Below are 20,109 nucleotides of genomic sequence, written 5' to 3'. Positions count from 1 at the left end.
CCGTTTCCACCGACAACCTTTACCTTTGTAGCCGACCGGGAGCCCCCGCATTGCCGCTTTCCTCCTTTAGCAGCCGCGCGGATACCCTCCGCTACCTCCCCGTTCCCCATTCCGTGTATCCATGCCGGGTACCCATGCCGGGACACCCGCGGTGAGCCGAACCGTCGGTGGGGCGGAATAGACTCACCGGCGTGGCTGGCCGGATCCGTGACGTCGACATCGCGCTCGTGCGCGAGCGTTCCCCCATCGCCGATGTGATCGGCGAGCACATCCAGTTGCGCAACGCCGGAGGCGGCAACCTCAAGGGGCTGTGCCCGTTCCACGACGAGAAGACGCCGTCGTTCAACGTCACCCCCGAGCGCGGCATGTTCTTCTGTTTCGGCTGCTCCGAGGGCGGCGACGTGATCACGTTCGTCGAGAAGATCGAGCACCTCACCTTCAGCGAGGCGGTCGAGCGGCTCGCCCAGCGCGCCGGCATCCAGCTCCAATACGAGCAGGGCGGCTACGCCCCGCGCCGCGACCACGGCGAGCGGGCCAGGCTGATCGAGGCGCACAAGGCGGCGGCCGAGTTCTACGCCGACAAGCTCATGAGCCCCGACGCGGCCCCAGGGCGGCGCTTCCTGTCCGAGCGCGGGTTCGAACGGGCCGACGCCGAGACGTTCGGGGTGGGCTACGCGCCGGCCGAGTGGGAGGCGCTGACCCGCCATCTCCTCGGGCGCGGCTTCACCGTCGACGAGCTGGTCAAGGGCGGCCTGTCCAGGGAGGGCAGGCGCGGCCCCATCGACCGCTTCAGGGGCCGGCTGATCTGGCCGATCAGGGACGCCACCGGCGATGTGATCGGTTTCGGCGCGCGGAAGTTGCTTGATTCCGATGACGGGCCGAAATATCTGAATACGCCTGACTCGCCGCTTTACAAGAAGAGCCAGGTCCTTTATGGAATCGATCTTGCGAAGCGCGAGATCTCCAAGCGCGCGCAGGCCGTGATCGTCGAGGGCTACACCGACGTGATGGCCTGCCATCTCGCCGGCGTGCCCACCGCCGTGGCCACCTGCGGCACCTCGTTCGGCGAGGAGCACATCAAGATCCTGCGGCGTTTCCTGCTCGACCAGGCCGAGTTCCGCGGCGAGGTCATCTTCACCTTCGACGGCGACGCGGCGGGCCAGAAGGCGGCGCTGCGGGCGTTCGCCGACGAGCAGAAGTTCGTCACGCAGACCTACGTCGCCGTGCAGGGCGACGGGCTCGACCCGTGCGACCTGCGCGTCAAGCAGGGCGACGCGGCGGTGCGCGACCTGATCGCGAGCCGCGAGCCGTTGTTCCAGTTCGCGATCAGGAGCACGATCTCCCGCTACGACCTGCGCAGCAACGAAGGGAAGATCGCCGCGCTCGACGCCGCCGCGCCCATCGTGGCCGGCATCAAGGACCCCGGGCTGCGCAAGCGCTACGCCATCGACCTCGACCGCTGGCTCGGGTTCATGGACGAGCGGTTCGTCATGCAGCGCATCTCCGAGGTCTCCGGCGCCCAGCAGGGCCGCCGCCAGCGCGCCCCGCAGGCGGCTCCGGTCGATCCGAGCATCCGGGTCGAGGGCGAGCTGCTCAAGCTCGCCGTGCAGCGGCCCGCGCTGCTCGGGCCGCGCTTCGACGCGCTCGACGCGCAGGCGTTCACCACGCCTGAGCACTCGGCGCTGCATCAGGTCATCGTGGCCGCGGGCGGCGTCGTCTCGGCCGGTCACGGCGGGCGCGAGTGGGTCGACCGTCTGATGGAGCAGGCCCACGAGGAGAGCACGCGCGCGCTGGTGACCAGGTTCGCGGTCGAGCCCATCCACGCCGACGCCCACGCCGAGCAGCGCTACGCCAACGACATCATGGCCGCGGCCGAGGCGATGCCGGTCGACCGGGCGATCGCCCAGGTCAAGTCCCGCATCCAGCGGCTCAACCCGGTCGAGGAGCAGCAGGAGTACAACAAGCTGTTCGGCGAGCTGGTCGCGCTGGAGCAGCAGCGCCGGGTGCTGCGCGACCGCGTCGCCGGCGGCTGAGCCCGGCTCACTCAGGTAACAGTTCGGCTGCGATCAACGCGCCGAAACAGGGTGGTTGACCAGGGAATGTGGCGCGGTCCAATGCCGGACAAAGCAGATGGACAACGTGACGAAGGCAGCGAAAGAGATGCGTCCGGCCAGACGGCGACGCCGGGCGCGAGATTCCAGACCGCGTAATTGACTTTACTTTCCTGATCAAACTCGGGCCAAACCTTATGGCGATCTCAATTCGGCAAAGACGATGGCCTTACCTTCGGTGACAAAAATGGGTCTGCCATTTGATGGAACCAATACTGCAGACTGTCCTTCGTGGGTGCATCGGTGCTGCCAAGTGGACCGCCATCCGTAGATCAGGTGGCGGACCTCGTCGCGAAGGGAAGGGAGCGCGGGAGCGTAACCGTCGATGACGTCGCAGCCGCGCTTGACCGATCCGAGTTGCCGTCCGACGCGCTGGAACGCGTCGTACGCATGCTCGCCGAGAACGGCGTGGAGGTCCTCGAGCCGCAGGGCGACGAGGAATCCCCCCGCGCCGATGAGGAGGACGTAGGCAAGCGGGCGCCGACCAGCGATCTCGTCCGTATCTACCTGAGGGAGATCGGCCGGGTGCCCCTTCTGACCGCTGAGGAGGAGGTGGAGCTCGCCAAGTCGATCGAAGCCGGTCTGTTCGCCGAGGACAAACTGGCCAACGGGGTCTCGCGTCTGGCCTTCCCTGAGTTCAGGGAGCTCGTCTGGCAGGGCACGCGGGCCAAACAGCGGCTCATCGAAGCCAACCTCAGGCTCGTGGTGTCCATCGCCAAGCGGTACGTGGGCCGCGGCATGTTGTTCCTGGACCTGATCCAGGAGGGAAACCTCGGCCTCATCCGGGCGGTCGAGAAGTTCGACTACACCAAGGGCTACAAGTTCTCCACCTACGCCACCTGGTGGATTCGCCAGGCGATCACGCGGGCCATCGCCGACCAGGCGCGGACCATCCGCATCCCCGTGCACATGGTGGAGACCATCAACAAGCTCGTCAGGGTGCAGCGGCAGCTCCACCAGGATCTCGGCCGCGAGCCGATCCCCGAGGAGATCGCCAAGGAGATGGACCTCCCGGTCGACCGGGTGGTCGAGATCCAGCGCATCGCCCAGGAGCCCGTGTCGCTGCAGTCGCCGATCGGCGAGGAGGACTCCGACCTCGGTGACTTCATCGAGGACGCCGACGCGGTCGTGCCGATGGAGGCCGCGGCCTTCATCATGCTGCAGGACCAGCTCGACGACATCCTGGCCACGCTCTCCGACCGGGAGCAGCGCATCATCCAGCTCCGCTTCGGCCTGGCCGACGGCCATCCGCGCACGCTGGAGGAGGTGGGCAGGGAGTTCGGCGTCACTCGGGAGCGCATCCGCCAGATCGAGTCGAAGACGCTGGCCAAGCTCCGCCACCCGACGCGCGCGCAGATGCTGCGGGACTACCTGGACTGATCACGGGTCAAAGGGGACGGCCACGGCCGTCCCCTTTCCCCTGCTCAGGAGCAGCCCTCGAACTGCGGCACCGCGACCGTGCCCAGCTGGAGCCCGGACTTGCCGAACCACTTCTTCAGCAGTTTCGCGGCGGTCCCGTCCTGGTACATCGCGGTGATCGCCCGGTTGACCGCCTCGCAGCCCGGCACGTCGCCCTTCGGCAGGCCCACCCCGGTGCGCTGCTCGTTGAACTGCGCGTTGTTCAGCCGCAGCCCCGAGCCGTCCTGCTCGGCCAGCCCGGCGAGGATCACGTCATTGGTGGTGACCGCGTCCACCTGGCCGCCCTTGAGCGCCGTCAGGCACTGCGCGTAGTCGCGTACCGGCACGACCCGCGCGGCCACGCCGCGCTCGGTCACGACCCGCTGGGCCGCGTTCGAGCCCTGCACCTCGCAGATGCGCCGGTTCTCGAGGTCGCGCACGTTCGCGATCCGCTCGTCCTTCCTGCTCAGGATGTCCTGGTACGAGATGTGGTACGGCCCGGCGAACAGCACCCGCTGCTTGCGGTCCTGGTCGATCGTGAACGTGGCCAGCACCATGTCGGCCCGCCCGTCGCGCAGCACCTTCTCCCGGTCGGCGGCCAGCACGCCGAGGAAGGAGAACTCCTTGCCCAGCTTGGCCGCGACGTAGCGGGCCACGTCCACGTCGAAGCCGTCGTATCCGCCTTCCGACGTCTTGAACCCGACCGACGGCAGGTCGGAGCGCACCCCGATGACCAGCTTGTCCTTGTCGAGGATCGACTCCTGCCCGTTCATCCCGCAGCCCGTGACCGCCACCGCGGCCAGGAGCAGCACCACCGCGAGCGCCCGCCTCACCGGTACTCCTTGAGTCGTGGCCACACCCCGGCGACCACCAGCAGCCCGATCGCGCCGATGGCGTAGGGGAGCAGCCGCCACAGGTTGTCCAGCGCGCCCTCGCCCGCCGAGATGGCCTGTCTGAACACCTTCTGATGGGTCTCGGTCAGGCCGACCAGCGCCTTGTCGTAGGCGTTGAACGCGGCCGTGACGGGCCCGATGCGGGCCTCGACGGCCTCGCTGGGCGTGGCGTGCCGGGCCAGCGTGCGGAACCTGTTGTCCTGCGCCTGGAAGGCCCGGTAGGCGTCGAACACCGCCGTCCCCTGGGAGCCGATCAGCTCGGGCCCCAGCAGGCCGAGGAAGTCCTTCGAGCCGGCGCGCATCTCGTCGTGGTAACCGGTCAGGTTGCCCACGTCGTAGTAGAGGACGGTCTGCGACTTGTCCAGATACGTGTGCTCGTAGGTGTCGGCCCGCTCCTCGTCCAGCAGGAAGCGGCTCTGGTCGCCCTGCATGCTGTTGCTGATCGCGCGCGCCTTGGCGAGCGTCAGCACCGAGTCGAACCCGGCCGACTTGGCCGTCCGCAGCGCCTGCTCGTCCTGGCCGAGCACGTGCACCCCGAACCCCAGCGCCACCGCGGTCGTCACGGTCGCCACCACCAGCGCGGGACCGAACACCCGGCGGAAGCGCCGCGCCAGGAACACCTGCATCCAGATCAGGCAGCCCAGCGCGACCAGCCCGGCCACCACGACCGCGACGCGCAGCAGCGGCACCATGACGGCCTTGTCGTCGTAGGTGGCGCGCACGATCGTGCCGCTCTCCAAGGTCAGGTTGTACGCCTGCGGCAGCAGCACCTGCCGCATGAGGTCGGTGGCCTGCCGGTAGGTTCGCACCACGTTCTCGGGCGGCGCCCCCGGAGCGTGGCCGGCCTGCTGGTCGAGCAGCAGCGCCTGCCCGGCGAGCCGCTCGTAGCGGCCGAGCCCGTCCAGCACGGACTGCACGGTGGTGCGCTCGGCCGCGTTGTCGCCCGACAGCTCGAACGCCTTCAGCAGCGCCTGCCCCGCCTCGGCCCGCCGCTCGTCGTAGCGGGCCAGCGCCGCCCGGCGTTGCTCGGGATACTCCTTGCCCATCACCAGCACGTTCGCGACCTGCGCGTCCATGTCGCTCAGCGCCAGATACAGCCCGGCGGTGGCGACGACCTGCGGGCCGGCGTCCCGGCCGATCACCCGCAGGCCCTCGCGGGCGGTGGAGCTGCCGACGGCGAGCGCGACGAACAGCAGCGCCAGCGAGGCGACCGTGACGCCGGAGATGACGCGGATGCGGCCGGGTACGCTGCGCCGCCGTACGGGCTTCGACGCGGTGACCGGCGCGAGCGCGCCCGGCGGGGTCTGCACCATCGTCATGGCGTGCCCTCCCTGATGGTGATCACCGTCCACGCGCCCAGGTGGATCCGGTCGCCGGGACCGATCCTGGTCGGCACGTTGACCTGGAGCGTGCGGCCGTTGACCTGGGTGCCGTTGGACGAGCCCGGGTCCACCAGCAGCCACGAGCCGTCGGGCTGCGCCAGCAGCACCGCGTGCAGGTGGGAGACGCCGGGGTCCTCGGGCGGCCCGGTCAGGTCGATCTCGGGCGCGAGGTTCCTGGCGCGGCTGCGCCGCCCGATGCGTACCTGGTCGCCGTGCAGCGGGAACGAGCGCTCGGGACAGTACGGCGGGAACGCCATCGCCGCGGCGTCGGGCCCGCCCTCGGCGACCACTTTCTCGTAGTACGTGCGGTCGGCGGCGGTCACGGCCTCCCACCTGACCCCGGTCACCGGCGCGGCCACGGGTGCGGCGCCGGTGAAGTCGTGGCCGCACACCTCGCAGAACTGCCCGGCCCGCGGCGTACGGCAGACCGGGCAGTCCTCAGCAGGCTGGGACGGGGACTGGGGCTGGGGCCGGGGTTGCGGCTGAGGGACCGGTCGGGACGCCGGCCGGGCCGGTCCTGCCATCTGGATGCCGCAGAAGTCGCAGTAGTCGTCGGCCCCCGACGGGTGCCCCTGCGGGCAGGTCGTCATCAGCTTCCTTCCTTGCGCAGCCGGCTCGTCCGCACCGACCCGGTGTCCAGCTCGATCTCGTCCGCCTTGTCCACGGCCCGCCGCAGCCGCGCGGTGCCGGTGGCCGGATCGACCTCCACCACCTTCTCCAGCAGCCGGGCGGTGTCCTCGCGGCCCGACTCGGCGGCCAGCCGGTGCGCCTTGGCCAGCCGCGCGGTGGCGGTGTCGGTGTCGCCCATCGCGCGGGCGCTCAGCCCGTCCTGGATCAGGTCGTGCAGCTCGGCCTGGCCGGTGTAGTGGGCGACCTTGCCGTTGATGCGGGTGGACTGCGCCAGGTCGTCCGTCCACTGCGCCAGCACGTTGCCGCTGGCCACGACCTCCTGCGTGTCGGGACGTACCAGCTTGACCCAGCCCGCCCTGATCTCCTGGCCGATCTGGCCCTGCGGCACCTCGACGCAGATGTGGTACTCGCGCTCCTCCTGCCCCCACGAGCCGGTCGGGTAGTCGCCGGTCAGCGGGTTGACGTCGGTGCGCTTGCCGGTCAGGTCGAGGATCGTGGGCGAGACCTGTTTGACGAACTTCAGCCGCGCCGCCTGCGGCACCCACACGCGCAGCGTCAGGTCGGGCACGGTCTTGCTCATCGAGGTCTGCGTGAGCCTGCGGAAGTACTCCGGCAGGTCCCCCTGGTCGCGTACGAAGTCGAAGGTGCCCAGCATCGCCTCGGCCACCTTGCGCAGCTCGGCCGGCACCCAGTCGTCGCCGACGCCCAGGCTGTCGATCACGAACTTGCCGCTCCAGGCCGCCAGCACGTCGGCGAAGGTGTCGTCGCTCTGGTTGTTCTGCCCGTCGGTCATCAGCAGCGCGTGCTTGATCGCCGAGGGGTGCGCGGTCAGCAGGTGACCGGCCAGCTTGATCCACTCGCCGATCGCGGTGCCGCCGCCGGCGCTCAGCCGGGAGATCGCCCGCTCCGCCTCGGCCCTGGTCGCCGGGCTCGCCATGGCCAGGTGGTCACCGGACGGGGGATAGACGACCTTGGCCCGGTTCGTCCCGGACACCACGGCGAAGTGCACCCCGTCGCGCAGCGTCTGCACCGCCGTCACCGCCGCCATCCTGGCCTCGCGGATCTTGCTGCCGCTCATCGAACCCGACGTGTCCACGATGATGACCTCGGCCGCCTCCGTCGCCGACGTCCGCACGGCCGCCGCGCCGGTCGCGCCGACGGTCAGGATCGCGTGCACCTCACGGCCGTCAAGAGACAGGTACTTGTTCTGGTCGATGGTCAGCGTGAAGGCCGGCTGGTCACTCATGGGGGTCTCCTAGAGGAATCACGACAATGGTCACGTTGTCCTGGCCGCCGGAGTCGAGCGCGTGGCGCAGCATCTCGCGCGCCATCTCGACCGGGGTGCCGGACGTGGGGAAGGCGTAGCCGTCCAGATAGCGCCACAGGCCGTCGCTGCACACCAGCAGCAGGCCGGGCCCCTGCGGGGTGCTCTGGGGGGTGAACGTGCGCATGTGCGGCGCCGCCGTGTCGGCGTCGGCCCCGAGCCAGGCGGTGATCTCGCCGGTCGGCACCACGTCGTCCTCGGTCAGCAGCTCGCCGCCGGGCAGCAGGTACGCCCGCGTGTCCCCGGCCCACGCCAGCCGCACCCTCCCGGCGGGCTCGGCCACGACCGAGACGTACGTACAGGCCGGGGCGTCGTCCAGCGAGGTCGCGAGCTTGGTCACCGCGCGCCCCGCCAGCGCGAACGCCTCCTCGTCCGGCAGCCCCCTGGCCAGGGCCGCCGCCGCGGTCTCGACGGCCACCGCGGACGCCTCGTCGGCCCTCGGCGAGCTGCCGACGCCGTCGCACACCACGCTCACGATCGAAGCGCCGGCTTCGCGCAGCGCCATCGCGTCCTCGTTGCGGGCCCGCCGCAGCCCCCGGTCGGTCACCGCCGCCGCGCCGCCGGGCAGCACCAGCTCGGCGTGGTCGCGGCCGGTCGGCTGGCGCACCCCGCACCGCTCGCAGTAGCCGTCGGCGTCCACCGCCGCCGCCCCGCACGCCGCGCAGGCGGGCGCGCCCAGCGGATGCCCGCACGCCTCGCAGTACGTGTCGCCGGCCACCACGGGCCGCTCGCAGACCGGACACCTCACGCCCATCACCACCACGTCCTCGGCCGCACGGAGTTGGCCAGGTCGATGAACGCGTGCCGCTCCTGCCGGGAGTCGGCCTGCACGGCCAGCCTGCGGTAGATCGACTCCAGCCGCCTGCGCAGCCCCTGCGCGGTGAACGGCGCCCCGCCGAGCCGCATGCCCTTCGGCGGTGCCGGCGGATCGGTCTCCAGCCAGGCCAGCGCGCCGCCCAGCAGCTCGGCGGTGAGGACGTCGCGGTGCCGCGCGTCCAGGCCCTTCTGGTTGCTCACCCGATCGACCGCGGCCACCAGGTCGGAGGGCTGCAGCCCGGTCAGGTCCGGCCGCCGTACGACCGAGGCCGCCAGCGCCACCTGTGCCGCCACCCGGTAGACCGACGTCGCGGGCACCTCGTCCAGCACCTCCATCCGGCCCGATCTGGCCAGCCCGAAGGCCGCGCTGACGTAGGCGCGGTCGGTGCGCCAGACGACGTCGTACCAGGTGGCCGCCGGCCGGCCCGCACACTCCAGCGCGAAGGCCAGCGCCAGCTTCGGCGCCGGCTCGCCGGGCAGCGCGGACAGGCAGGCGTCGAAGCACGCCACCGCCAGGTCCGCCTGGCCGGCGGCCAGCGCCAGCACCCCGCGGTACCAGGTGACCCGCCAGTCGCCGGGCAGCTCGCGCTCCAGCTCGTCCAGCACCGCGGGGGCCTCGGCGGACGCCTCCTCGGCCAGCAGCCGCACCCGCATCAGCTTCGTCTCCGGCGTCTGCGGCATGCCGGCGAGCTGCGCGATCAGCTCAGGCCCCTCGCTGCCGAGTAGGCCGGCCAGCGCGCCCGCCGCCGGGTCGCCGGGGTCCGTCAGCGGCACCGGCAGCGCCGCCGCGGCCGCCACCGGGTCGAGCGGCCCGAACACCCGCTCATCCGACTCCGCCAGCGCCGTGCCGACCGCCGTGCGCTCAGGCCCGAACAGCGTGGAAGGCGCCGGGTACGGCACCCCGTCCTCCAGCGCGCTGACCTCCCGCAGCACGCCGACGAGCTGCTCCTCCATCTCCCACGCGCTCTGGAACCTGGCCGCCGGATCCGCCGCCGTCGCCCGCCGCAGCAGCCGGGTGAACGACGGATGCCCGCAGTCCTCGGGCAGCGGGTTCGGCACGCCGCCCGACGCCGGGCTGAACCCCGAGATCGTCAGCACCGCCAGCGTCCGCGCCACCGTGTAGAGGTCGGAGGCCACCGACGACGGCCGCGACTCCAGCTCCGGCGCGTGATAGCCGGGCGTCACCCACGACGAGCCCACCGGCGAGCCGAACGGCTGCACCGCGCCCAGGTCGATGAGCTTGAGCCGCTTGCCGACCCTGATCACGTTCGCCGGCTTGAGGTCGCAGTAGACCAGGCCCTGCTCGTGCAGGTAGCCGAACGCGTGCAGGATCTCCCTGCCGTACATGAGGACCTCGCGCAGCGGCAGCGGCCCCTGGCGGCGCAGCTCGTGCAGGGACTGGCCGCCGACGTACTCCATGACGATGTAGCCGAGGCCGGCCGAGCGCTGGAAGTTGAAGATCTTGACGATGTTCGGGTGGTCGACCGTGGTGAGGAACTTCCGCTCGGCCTCCGCCGCCGCCAGCGCCTCCGCGTCCATCGTGTTGAGCAGGCCCTTGAGCACCACCCAGCGGCCGTCCAGGTTCTCGTCGGAGGCGAGGTAGATCCAGCCGAGCCCGCCGTGCGCCAGGCAGCCCAGCACGCGGTACTGGCTCGCCACCAGGTCGTCCTTGGCCAGCTTCGGGGTGAAGGAGAACTGCGTGCGGCAGTGCGGGCAGAACCCGTCCGTCAGCCCTGGACGTCCCTCGCGGGAGCGGCCCACCGGCTTGCCGCACGCCGGGTTCGCGCAATACCGCTTCTCCTCCGGCACCTGCGGGTCGGCCATCACCGCCGTCGCGGGGTCGCGGTAGGGGATCGACGGCAGGTCCGCGATCGTGGCCAGGACGCCCGCCCGCGACCTGCCGCTGCTCGACGGCGAGCTGACCGACCTGCTCACCGGCCTGGTCTGTAAGGGGACGGACGCGGGGCCGGTGGGAACGGGAGACGGGCTCTCCGCGGTGCCGCAGAGGTCGCAGTAGCCCTCCTCGATCGTTCCAGTGCAGCCGGGCTGCGCGCAGCGGCTCATCACTTACCTCCGTGGATCGCGCGCTGGTAGTCGTCGACGGCCGCGGCCGCCCTCGTGAGATCGCACGGGGCGCTCCAGAGCAGGGCGCGCGCCCGCTCGTACCGCTCTGCCGCCGCGGGGTCCTCGGCCAGCCCCTTCCGTACGGCCATCGCCTGGCACGCGCCGAGCCGCCCGCGCAGCTCGTCACGCCGGCCCACCAGGCCGTACAGGGCCTTGGCGGTGGTCCGCGCCCGCTCCTCGGCGGCACGGACGTCGCGTTCCAGGGCCGTCAGCCGCTTGGCCCGCAGCACCCAGGGGTCGGCCGAGACGTCCAGCGCGGCCAGCTCAGCCGCCAGCGCCTCGACCCCGCTGCGCGGCTGCGCCTGCGGCGGCAGGGCGATCTTCACGACGACCGCGCCGTGGGCCAGCCGCTCCTCGCTCTCCGCCGCGCGTACGTGGTCGAGCGCGGCCACCAGGTCCTCGCGGCGCACGGCGTACTCGGCCTTGACCACGATCGCCTGCTCGTGCTCCGCCCGGCCGGCGGCCAGCAGGCCCGACACCCGGTCGAGCTCAGGACCGGCGGCGCAGCCCAGCGGGTCCTCGACGACCGCCGGCCGCAGCCGCGCGAGCTCCGCCTCCTCGGCGGCGAACACCGTCTCGGGGTCCGCGCTCTCGCCCAGCTCGCGGGCCAGCTCCCTGACCCGGCGCAGGTCGGCGGCGGCCTCGTCGAGCCGGGGGAGTAACGCGTTCCACACCGCGTCGATGTCGTTGAGCGCGCCCGTGACCTCCTGGAAGGCGGCGTCCATCCGGCTCACGGTCGCGTCGAGCGTCAGCCGCTCGTCGGCCTCGGGACGCAGCGAGCGCCGCTCGACCGGCTTGGCCGCCGCGCGCAGCACCACCGACTCGCCCGCCAGCAGCTCGGTGAGCCGCGCGAGCTCGTCCGCGCCCAGCCGGCCGCGGCTCGCCCTGACCTGCTCCGCCTCGCGCAGCACGGCGCGGTAGGCGTCGTACAGGGACCACAGACCGGCCAGCGACTCCCGCGCCGCGGCCCAGCGCCGCTCGGTGGCGCCGCGTAACGACGCGTCCTTGAGCAGGCGGTAGGTGGTGTGGGATTCGAGGTCGAGCAGGTCGCCGGAGATGCGGTCGCGTTCGTCCGCGCGGGCCCGCAGGGCATGATCGGCGCCCTCGCGGCTCATTGGTGGTCCCAGGCTCATCACGCTCCCCGTGAGGAGGCCCCCCGATGCCCCGTTTATACCGCCCCAACGGCCGGTTCGACGGCTTTAGTTCCTTTAGCTAGGGGGACCCCTGACTTGTCCCTGATCTAACCCCATGTCGCCTGCAATCCACTTAACGATCTCTTAGCGTTTCAGGCATGGGACGTGTACTTCTGATCATCGCGGCCGTCGTCGCCGCGCTCCTGCTGCTCGGCCCCCTCGTGGGCTTCGTCTTCACCCTGCTCAAGTGGGCGCTCGTCATCGCCGCCGTCCTCTTCGGCGTCGCCTTCCTGTCGAAGATGCTCAAGAGGACATAGCGTCGGCGGGCTTCCGCGGTCATAGTTGGATGATGGAGGCGCGGCCGGCAGTCGACGACGCCGCGCTCGGGCGCGAGGCCCTGGGCGTGCTCGAGGCGAACTGGACGGGCACCGGCACCGTGCCCGCACCGGGGCTCTATCCCCACCAGTGGAGCTGGGACTCCGCGTTCATCGTGATCGGTCTGGCCAGGCACCGGCCGGACCGCGCCCGAGACGAGCTGCTCAGCCTGCTGCGCGGGCAGTGGGCGACCGGCATGGTGCCGCACATCGTGTTCCACACCCGGGAGGCGTACTTCCCCGGGCCGTCCGTCTGGCGCTCCCAGGAGCACGACGCCGCGCCCGGCGTGCTCACCTCGGGACTCACCGCGCCGCCCCTGCACGGGCTGGCGCTGTGGTGGCTCTACCGGCACACCGGTGACGCCGCGTTCGTCCGGGCGACGTACCCGGCGATCGCCGCCCAGCACGACTACCTCGCCGCCACCCGCGACCTCGGCGGCGCGGGCCTGGCCGCGATCGTGCACCCGTGGGAGTCGGGCATGGACGACAGCCCGGCCTGGGACGAGCCGCTCGCCGCCGTCCCCGCCATCCGGTACGGCAACCGCCCCGTCGAGATGGCGGAGCGCCACCCCGGCAGCGACCACGACCGCTACGTCTGGCTCGCCCTGCACTACCGCGACGCCGGCTACAGCGCCGGCTACCTGCGCGACGAGCATCCTTTCGCGGTCGAGGACCCGATGTTCAACGGCATCTGGCTGGCCTCCTGCCAGGCCATGGCCGAGCTGGCGCCGCTCGCCGGCGCCGACCCCGCGCCCCAGCTCGAACGGGCGGAGCGCATCAGGCGCGGGCTGCTCGACCGCCTCTGGGACGGCTGCTTCTTCGCCAGGGACCTGCGCGCCGACCGGCTCATCAGGGTGTGCACGGTCGGCGCGTTCGGCCCGCTGCTCGATCCAGAACTGTCCGCCGAGCACGTCCAGGCGGCCGTCGAGGTGCTCGAATCGGCCCGGTTCATGGGGGCCACCGGCTACCCCGTGCCGAGCTGCGAGATCCGCGCCACCCAGTTCGACCGCACCCGCTACTGGCGCGGCCCCTCCTGGGTGAACACCAACTGGCTGCTGCGCAGGGCGGCCACCGTGCACTCGCTCGACCACCTCGGCCGCCAGCTCGCCCAGGGCACCCTCCGCCTCGTCCGCCAGGCCGGGTTCCGCGAATGCTTCGACCCCTTCGACGGCAGCGGGCGCGGCTGCCGCGACTTCTCCTGGAGTGCGGCGCTCACCCTCGACCTGCTCGCGGATAACGTGGTGCAATGAGCCTTTTCCGCCGGTTGCCCGCCGACGTGCGCACCTCGCTGAAGACGGAGCGCGGCGAGCGGGTGCTGACCTTCGCCGCCTCCGCCGACGGCCACGTCGTCGCCACCAACCTCGCCCTCCACCTGTCCGACGGCACGCGGGTGCCGTACGAGGAGATCGACCGGGCGTCGTGGGACGAGACGGGCGTCAGCGTCCTCACCACCGGCGGCGTACGCCACGTCGAACACATCGCCGAACCGCGGCTGCTGCCCGAGACCGTGCGCGAGCGGGTCAACTCCACGATCGTGGTCAACAAGCACGTCAGCCTGCCCGGCAGGGGCGGGGTGCGGCTGGTGGCCAGGCGCCCGCCCGGCGGCGAGGTGCTCGGCTGGACACTCGTCTTCGACGACGGCCTCGACCCCACCGACCCCGGTCTGCGCGCCCAGGCCGAACAGGCTCTGGAGGGCGTACGGCGGAGCATGGGCGTCTGAACCCTTAGGGGTTCTCAGGGGTCCGCCGGTACGGGCATGGGCGAGCGGGGGTGTACGGCCTCACGCCCATGCCGTCAGTACGGCCGGCCTGATCGGCCTGATCTGGTCTCTCCGATCAGTCCCGAGGCCCGGTCAGTACGGGATGCCGCTCTCCCGGGCCTTCTGCTCGACGCCCTCCTCGTCGGGCCAGCCGGTGCCCGAGTCGGGCTGGTGGTCGTGCGAGCCGAGGAACGGGATCCGCTGCTGCAGCGTGTCACCCACCCTCGTCCTGGCCTTCCCGGCGACCTTCGACGCCTGCGCACCGACGATCCCGGCCACTTCCTGCACCCGGGGGTTGTCGGCGACGCGCTGCGCCGTCTGCTTGATCTGCTCGTAGCGCTCGCGGCCGGCCCGGCTGCCCAGCACGTAGCCGACCGCCAGACCAACAGCGAATGTCATCCGATAACGCATATTGCACCTCCGCTGTCACGGGCCTACCCCGCTCACGATGCGACACGCACTCCAGGAGTGCGCTAATCTATTCATGCGCACGGCGACGGGGCCCGAAAGCCCCGACGAAGTGGGCAAACGGTTCGATCCCGCGTAGCTCAACGGCAGAGCAGCCGGCTGTTAACCGGCAGGTTATTGGTTCGAGTCCAATCGCGGGAGCCACAGTGCGGGCCCTCTCACCAGTAGGTGAGGGGGCCTTCGCCGTTTCCTGGTGTCCGCTTGTGGTGGGCGGTGCCTGCCTGAAGATCGGTTTTGCTGGCTTCAGCGGGGCTTCAGGTGCGGTGGGCGAGCCTCGGAGCGTCACAACGCCTCGGGGAGGGAGACCCCATGTTGACGCGACGTCTCGCGATCGTCGTCACCGCCGCCGCGCTCGGGCTCGGTGGGATGGCCACGTCGGCGCTGGCCGACGACGGGCCGGTCCGGGTGATCGGTGAGCGGGTGGTGGACGGTGACCGCATTCTGCGCGGCGGGAAGCTGACGTGCTGGACGCGTGACGGCAGGAAGGTGCGCTTCTCCGACCGTGCCGTGGACGAACTGGTCGAGGTCGGTGACGTCGGTCCCGTCCGGGTCGTCGAGCCGGTGCCGGCGGACGGCGACGGCGAGGTGGTGGTCGTGCCGGAGGAGCGGCTGTCCATCGCGGTGCCGGCGCGGGAGCTGCCGAGGAAGGTCGCGGGGAAGCGGTGGCGGCAGGCGAGGGTGGTCCATCTCACCTGCGTGTGGGAGGGGCGTCCGCGCCGGTGACGGTCCCGGGGCGCCGGCGCCGGTGACGGCCCCTGGTCTGCGGAGGCCGCGGCCTATTTCACCTTATGTAGTGAGATGGTGACGGGATTTCGGGAAACGCGGGACAAGGCGTCCGGTGGGGCGGCAGGATGGCGGGGCCGGTCGGTACGGCCGGAGCCGCGGGCAGGAGTCGCGGAGGCGGGGAGAGGGCGCCTCCAGCAGGACGTGCCGCCGACCCGGAATCGGTGGGGCGATCCGATGACCGAGAAGTGCTGGTTGCCGCGTGTCTACCTGGATCAGGTCCCTTCGTCCCTTCGACGCGCCCGCCGTACGGACGGTGAACGGGTGCACCATCGACCTCCGCGAGGCGGAGCGCTTCATCAGGCTCTACCACGCCGAGCATCCCTCGGCCGGCGGTCTGCAGGCCAGGCTCCGTGACGTGGCCAGAGACGTGGCCCGTTACGGGACCTACACGCACACGTACGAGGAGCTCGAGTTCGGCGCCCGGGTGGCCTGGCGCAACAGCAACCGCTGCATCGGCCGGCTGTACTGGCGCTCGCTCAAGGTGCGCGACCGCCGGGAGGTGAGCACGGCCGAGGGGGTGGCGCTGGAGTGCGTGGCGCACCTGCGCGCGGCCACCGGCTCCGGCGCGGGTGCGCAGGCCCCCGCGGGGAAGGTCAGGCCGACCATCACCGTGCTGCCGCCTGACACGCCCGCGCTGCGCGGGCCGCGGATACTCAACGACCAGCTCATCCGGTACGCCGGTTACCGCACCAAGGACGGCGTCGTCGGTGACCCGGCGAACGTGGCGCTCACCGAGACCGCGCAGGCGCTGGGCTGGCAGGGCAGGGGCGGGAAGTTCGACGTGCTGCCGCTGATCATCCATCCGGGCCGGGGCCGGCCGCTGCTGTGCAACCTGCCGGGTGACGCCGTGCTGGAGGTGCCGCTGACGCATCCCGAGTACCCGTGGTTCGAGGAGCTGGGGCTGCGCTGGCACGCCGTACCGGCCATCTCGAACATGTGCCTGGAGATCGGCGGCCTCTGCTATCCGTGCGCGCCGTTCAACGGCTGGTACATGGGCACGGAGATCGGCGCCCGCAACCTGGCCGACGCGGACAGGTACGACCTGCTCCCCGTGGTGGCCGAGCGGCTCGGCCTGGACACCTCCTCCGAGCGCTCGCTGTGGCGCGACCACGCGATGGTGGAGCTGAACGTGGCGGTGCTGCACTCGTTCGAGCGGGCGGGGGTGACCATGACCGACCACCACACCGAGTCGCGCCGCTTCCTCACCCACCTGGAACGCGAGGAGAAGGCGGGCCGGGTCTGCCCGGCGGACTGGTCGTGGATCGTGCCGCCGATGTCCGGCAGCGCCACCCCGGTCTTCCACCGCTATTACGACACCCGCGTCCTCACCCCCGCCTTCGTCCACCACGACTGAACCTTGCCTTCCGCGCCTAGAACATGGTTCTGTTGGGGGCATGGCGGAACTCGTGCTCTCCACGCTCGACGACCAGGGCGTGCTGACCCTCACCTTCAACCGGCCCGAGACGCTCAACGCGTGGACCGGCGCCCTGGGCCGGCGCTACTTCGACCTGCTGGCGGAGGCGGAGGCGAATCCCGGCGTGCGGGTGGTGGTGGTCACCGGCGCGGGCAAGGGGTTCTGCTCCGGCGCCGACTTCAAGACGCTGAGCGCCATCCAGGGCGGCTCGTACGACGAGGTGCCCGACCCCCGCCCGAACACGTACCCGACGACGATCCGCAAGCCGATCATCGCGGCCGTCAACGGAGCCTGCGCGGGGCTCGGGATGGTGCACGCGCTGGTGTGCGACCTGGTGTTCACCGCCGAGGAGGCGAAGTGGACGACGGCGTTCGCGCGCCGGGGGCTGGTCGCCGAGTACGGGCTGTCCTGGGTGCTGCCGCGCGTGATCGGGCAGCAGCGGGCGATGGACATCCTGCTGTCGGGGCGGGTGTTCACCGGCGGGGAGGCGTACGAGCTGGGGCTGGTCAACCGGGCGGTGCCGGGGGAGTCGCTGATGGAGGAGGTGCTGGCGTACGCGGGGGAGCTGGCGGTGCACAGCTCCCCCGCGTCGCTGGCGGTGATCAAGCGGCAGGTCTGGCATGACTGGGAGGCCACGCTCGACGACGCGGCCAAGACGGCCACGCACGAGATGATGGCCTCGTTCGGGCGGCCCGACTTCGCGGAGGGCGTCGCCAGTTTCCTGGAGCGCCGCCCCCCGAACTTCCCGCCGCTCTGAAAGCCGCCCTGGAAGGCCGCCCTGGAAGGCCGCCCTGAAAAGCGGCCCTGAAAAGCGGCCCTGAAAAGCGGCCCTGAAAGCCGCCCCGAAGTCGCTGCGAACGGTCAGGCGATGCGGTGGGCGCCCTGGGCCGGGGTGGCCGGCAGGAAGCGCGGGGCCTGGTAGCCGCGCTCGGCGTAGGCGGCCGACACCGACTCCTGCACGCTCTCCAGCCGCTCGACCGGCACCAGCGCGATGGCCGAGCCGCCGAAGCCGCCGCCGGTCATCCGCGCCCCGCGCGCCCCGCCCTTGAGCGCGGCCTCGACGGCGACGTCGAGCTCGGGCGACGACACCTCGTACAGGTCCCTGAGCGACAGGTGCGAGGCGTTGAGCAGGGCGCCGATCTCCGTGACGGCGCCCGCCCGCAGCAGGCCGACGAGGGCCTCGACGCGGTGGTTCTCGGTGACGACGTGCTCGGTGCGCTTGCGCTCGTCGCCCTGCAGCCGCGCCAGCGCGCCGGGCAGGTCGGTGACGTCGCGCAGGGCGGGCACGCCGAGCTTGCGTGCCGCCGACTCGCACTCGGCGCGGCGCTTGGCGTATTCGCCGCCGGCGTGCTCGTGGTGCACCTGCGTGTCGATGATGAGCATGCTCAGGCCGTGGGCGGCCAGGTCGAGCGGGATGGACCGGCTGCCGAGCGAGCGGCAGTCGAGGAACAGCGCGTGCCCCTCCTCGCACAGGGCGGAGGCGGCCTGGTCCATGATGCCGCAGGGCATGCCGACGAAGTCGTTCTCCGCCTTCTGGCTGAGCAGGGCCAGCTCCATGGGCGTCATGCCGAGGCCGTGCACGTCGTTGAGCGCGGAGGCGACGGCCACCTCCAGGGCGGCGCTGGAGCTCAGCCCGGCGCCCTGCGGCACGTCGCCGTCGATGGCGATGTCGGCGCCGGCGACGCGGTCGCCGAGCATGGCGAGGACGCCGACGACGTAGCGGGTCCAGCCGCGCGAATCCTCGCGGGTCTCCATGACGACGGGCTCGCCGTCGGCGGACTGGAGGGACAGCAGGCGGATGACGCCGTCGGTGCGCGGGGTGAGCGCCGCCGTGACGCCCCACGGCACGGCGAACGGGAGCACGAAGCCGTCGTTGTAGTCGGTGTGCTCGCCGATCAGGTTGACGCGGCCCGGCGCACGCCAGACGGTCTGCGGGGACGCGCCGAAGGCGGCACGAAAAGCTTCAACAACGCGCATAATCCAACACTCCTCAACAAGGACCCGTCCGTAGACTAGCGCCATGGAGGAGTTCCTGGATCCAGCGCTCGGCCAGGTCCGGGTCTTCCTGCGGCACGACGACAACAAGCCGCGCAAGCTGAAGTACAACCTGGGGCACGCGCGGGTGCTGACGTTCGGGGGCGCGTACTCCAACCACATCAGGGCGGTGGCCGAGGCAGGGGCGCGCCACGGCGTCGAGACGATCGGCGTCATCAGGGGCGAGGAGCACCTGCCGCTCAATCCCGTGCTGGCCCGCGCCGCCGCCTGCGGCATGACGCTGACCTACCTCGACCGCGCGACCTACCGGCGCAAGCACACCGAGGAGGTCCTGGCGGGGCTGCGCGCGCGGTGGGGCGAGGACGTCGCGATCCTGCCCGAGGGCGGCAGCAACGCGGCGGCCGTACGCGGATGCGCGGAGCTGCCGGGCGAGATCGAGGACGACTACGACGTCATCTGCTGCCCCGTCGGCACCGGCGGCACCCTGGCGGGCATCGCGGCCGGGCTGCCCGAGGGGCGGCGGGCGCTGGGCTTCGCGGTGCTCAAGGGCGCGAAGTTCCTGGAGGACGAGGTGGCCAGGCTGCAGCGGGAGACGTACGGACGCGTCTCGGGCAACTGGTCGATCGACCTCGGCCACCACTTCGGCGGCTACGCCCGCACGACGCCCGAGCTGGAGGAGTTCGCCTCCCGCCACGGCTTCGAGCGGATCTACGTGGCCAAGATGATGTACGGCATCCTCGACCTCGCCCGCCAGGGCGCCTTCGCCCCCGGCACCCGCGTGGTCGCGGTGATCACCGGTCAGCCCTCCACGCCGGTCGAGGCGTGCGGCGCGCCCACCGGCTTCGACTCGGGTGAGCCGCGCTGACGCAGATAGATCGACAGCACCACCATCGACAGCACGGCCAGCAGCTCCGACTGCCAGTTCTGCAGGCTGCGGTCCCAGAACTCGCCCGAGGTGACGTACGAGCCCCACGAGACCGGGTCGCGCAGGTCGCCCAGCCGGTCGGCGTTGTAGACCGCCTGCCCGGCCACCGACTGCGCCAGCCACGACAGCAGGAAGATCAGCCCCATCACCAGCCCGAGCGAGTTGCTGAACAGCCACAGGCGCAGCCCCTTCGCCCTGGCCCAGCGCGGGGAGTCAGGATCCGCGTGGCGGCCGACGCGCTGGTCCTCGTCGGACTCGGCGCCCGCCCTGTCCAGCTCCTTCGACTCGGGCGAGCCCTTCTGCACCAGCCACACGGTGAGCATGATGAACAGGAAGAACTGCAGGTACTCCGACTGCCAGTTCTCGGCCACGTTCACGGCGTAGGACGAGGAGGCCACGTACGACAGCAGCGACACCGGCTCGCCGCCCTGGGCCACCTGCTCGTCGTTGTAGTGGAACATGCCCGCCACCGCCTGCCCCGCCACCGCCAGCAGGAACAGCACGAGGAACGTCAGGGCCAGTGAGTTCTCCTTGATCCACTTCACAGTCTCGACCACCCCAGGACGAAGAAGCAGGC

19 protein-coding genes and 1 tRNA gene are annotated in these 20,109 nt (G+C 71.5%); 10 read left to right on the top strand and 10 right to left on the bottom strand.

Annotated features, from left to right (window positions below):
• The first annotated feature begins 191 nt into the window (after positions 1-191).
• Positions 192-2,033 (top strand): DNA primase, encoded by a 1,842-nt coding sequence (gene dnaG, locus AB0K18_RS18970; RefSeq protein ID WP_364915533.1) that lies wholly within the window; start codon positions 192-194, stop codon positions 2,031-2,033.
• Positions 2,034-2,354: 321 nt separating this feature from the next.
• Positions 2,355-3,491 carry an RNA polymerase sigma factor RpoD gene (gene rpoD, locus AB0K18_RS18965; RefSeq protein WP_364915941.1) on the top strand — a complete coding sequence of 379 codons (1,137 nt, stop codon included), beginning with the start codon at positions 2,355-2,357 and terminating at the stop codon, positions 3,489-3,491.
• A gap of 44 nt (positions 3,492-3,535) precedes the next feature.
• Here rpoD and AB0K18_RS18960 read toward each other — a convergent pair whose 3' ends face one another.
• Genes AB0K18_RS18960 through AB0K18_RS18930 form a run of 7 tightly spaced genes read right to left on the bottom strand, consistent with a single transcriptional unit; the run spans position 3,536 to position 11,793 of the window.
• Positions 3,536-4,342: a transporter substrate-binding domain-containing protein gene (locus AB0K18_RS18960; RefSeq protein WP_364915531.1), complete on the bottom strand. Its 807-nt coding sequence runs from the start codon at positions 4,340-4,342 to the stop codon at positions 3,536-3,538.
• Positions 4,339-5,721: a hypothetical protein gene (locus tag AB0K18_RS18955; RefSeq protein ID WP_364915529.1), complete on the bottom strand. Its 1,383-nt coding sequence runs from the start codon at positions 5,719-5,721 to the stop codon at positions 4,339-4,341. Before AB0K18_RS18955 ends, AB0K18_RS18960 begins: the two co-directional genes overlap by 4 nt.
• A complete protein-coding gene (locus AB0K18_RS18950; RefSeq protein ID WP_364915527.1) occupies positions 5,718-6,374 on the bottom strand; it encodes an FHA domain-containing protein in 657 nt (218 codons plus the stop codon). The genes AB0K18_RS18955 and AB0K18_RS18950 overlap by 4 nt, the downstream gene beginning before the upstream one ends.
• A complete protein-coding gene (locus AB0K18_RS18945; protein ID WP_364915525.1) occupies positions 6,374-7,660 on the bottom strand; it encodes a VWA domain-containing protein in 1,287 nt (428 codons plus the stop codon). The genes AB0K18_RS18950 and AB0K18_RS18945 overlap by 1 nt, the downstream gene beginning before the upstream one ends.
• Positions 7,653-8,492 carry a protein phosphatase 2C domain-containing protein gene (locus AB0K18_RS18940; RefSeq protein ID WP_364915522.1) on the bottom strand — a complete coding sequence of 280 codons (840 nt, stop codon included), beginning with the start codon at positions 8,490-8,492 and terminating at the stop codon, positions 7,653-7,655. The genes AB0K18_RS18945 and AB0K18_RS18940 overlap by 8 nt, the downstream gene beginning before the upstream one ends.
• Positions 8,492-10,618 carry a tetratricopeptide repeat protein gene (locus AB0K18_RS18935; protein ID WP_364915520.1) on the bottom strand — a complete coding sequence of 709 codons (2,127 nt, stop codon included), beginning with the start codon at positions 10,616-10,618 and terminating at the stop codon, positions 8,492-8,494. Before AB0K18_RS18935 ends, AB0K18_RS18940 begins: the two co-directional genes overlap by 1 nt.
• Positions 10,618-11,793, bottom strand: coding sequence for a hypothetical protein (locus AB0K18_RS18930; protein ID WP_364915518.1), 1,176 nt, complete (start codon positions 11,791-11,793; stop codon positions 10,618-10,620). Before AB0K18_RS18930 ends, AB0K18_RS18935 begins: the two co-directional genes overlap by 1 nt.
• 176 nt (positions 11,794-11,969) lie before the next feature.
• Between AB0K18_RS18930 and AB0K18_RS18925 the strand changes: the two genes are divergently transcribed.
• From AB0K18_RS18925 to AB0K18_RS18915, 3 genes are read left to right on the top strand one after another with little or no spacing between them, the layout of a single operon-like run.
• Entirely contained in the window at positions 11,970-12,128 is a 159-nt protein-coding gene (locus AB0K18_RS18925; protein ID WP_364915516.1) for a hypothetical protein, read from the top strand.
• 29 nt (positions 12,129-12,157) lie between these two features.
• Positions 12,158-13,435 carry a hypothetical protein gene (locus AB0K18_RS18920; protein WP_364915514.1) on the top strand — a complete coding sequence of 426 codons (1,278 nt, stop codon included), beginning with the start codon at positions 12,158-12,160 and terminating at the stop codon, positions 13,433-13,435.
• Positions 13,432-13,905, top strand: a complete 474-nt coding sequence (locus tag AB0K18_RS18915; protein ID WP_364558334.1) for a hypothetical protein — start codon at positions 13,432-13,434, stop codon at positions 13,903-13,905. The genes AB0K18_RS18920 and AB0K18_RS18915 overlap by 4 nt, the downstream gene beginning before the upstream one ends.
• A gap of 132 nt (positions 13,906-14,037) precedes the next feature.
• Here AB0K18_RS18915 and AB0K18_RS18910 read toward each other — a convergent pair whose 3' ends face one another.
• Complete coding sequence (locus AB0K18_RS18910) at positions 14,038-14,355, bottom strand: YtxH domain-containing protein (protein ID WP_364915513.1); 318 nt, start codon at positions 14,353-14,355, stop codon at positions 14,038-14,040.
• Between the two features lie 126 nt (positions 14,356-14,481).
• Here AB0K18_RS18910 and AB0K18_RS18905 point away from each other — a divergent pair.
• The 4 genes from AB0K18_RS18905 (at position 14,482) to AB0K18_RS18890 (ending at position 17,369) form a co-directional block, all read left to right on the top strand.
• Positions 14,482-14,556, top strand: a tRNA-Asn gene (locus AB0K18_RS18905).
• 165 nt (positions 14,557-14,721) lie between these two features.
• Entirely contained in the window at positions 14,722-15,135 is a 414-nt protein-coding gene (locus tag AB0K18_RS18900) for a hypothetical protein (protein WP_364915511.1), read from the top strand.
• Between the two features lie 262 nt (positions 15,136-15,397).
• Positions 15,398-16,552 (top strand): nitric oxide synthase oxygenase, encoded by a 1,155-nt coding sequence (locus tag AB0K18_RS18895; protein ID WP_364915509.1) that lies wholly within the window; start codon positions 15,398-15,400, stop codon positions 16,550-16,552.
• 40 nt (positions 16,553-16,592) lie between these two features.
• Positions 16,593-17,369 carry an enoyl-CoA hydratase-related protein gene (locus AB0K18_RS18890; RefSeq protein WP_364915507.1) on the top strand — a complete coding sequence of 259 codons (777 nt, stop codon included), beginning with the start codon at positions 16,593-16,595 and terminating at the stop codon, positions 17,367-17,369.
• Positions 17,370-17,473: 104 nt separating this feature from the next.
• Here the strand turns inward: AB0K18_RS18890 and galK are convergent, their stop codons facing one another.
• Positions 17,474-18,589, bottom strand: coding sequence for a galactokinase (gene galK, locus AB0K18_RS18885; RefSeq protein WP_364915505.1), 1,116 nt, complete (start codon positions 18,587-18,589; stop codon positions 17,474-17,476).
• Between the two features lie 43 nt (positions 18,590-18,632).
• Here galK and AB0K18_RS18880 point away from each other — a divergent pair, with 43 nt between their 5' ends.
• On the top strand, positions 18,633-19,472 hold the full coding sequence (locus AB0K18_RS18880) for a pyridoxal-phosphate dependent enzyme (protein WP_364915503.1): 840 nt from the start codon (positions 18,633-18,635) through the stop codon (positions 19,470-19,472).
• Here AB0K18_RS18880 and AB0K18_RS18875 read toward each other — a convergent pair.
• Positions 19,406-20,089, bottom strand: coding sequence for a DUF6766 family protein (locus AB0K18_RS18875; protein WP_364915501.1), 684 nt, complete (start codon positions 20,087-20,089; stop codon positions 19,406-19,408). The genes AB0K18_RS18880 and AB0K18_RS18875 overlap by 67 nt on opposite strands.
• Positions 20,090-20,109: the final 20 nt, after the last annotated feature.

The sequence above is a fragment of the Nonomuraea sp. NPDC049421 genome (assembly GCF_040677005.1).
Classification (GTDB): Bacteria; Actinomycetota; Actinomycetes; order Streptosporangiales; family Streptosporangiaceae; genus Nonomuraea; species Nonomuraea salmonea.
Note: the sequence above shows the minus strand (reverse complement) of the source record. Positions and strands in the feature narration are given on the sequence as shown.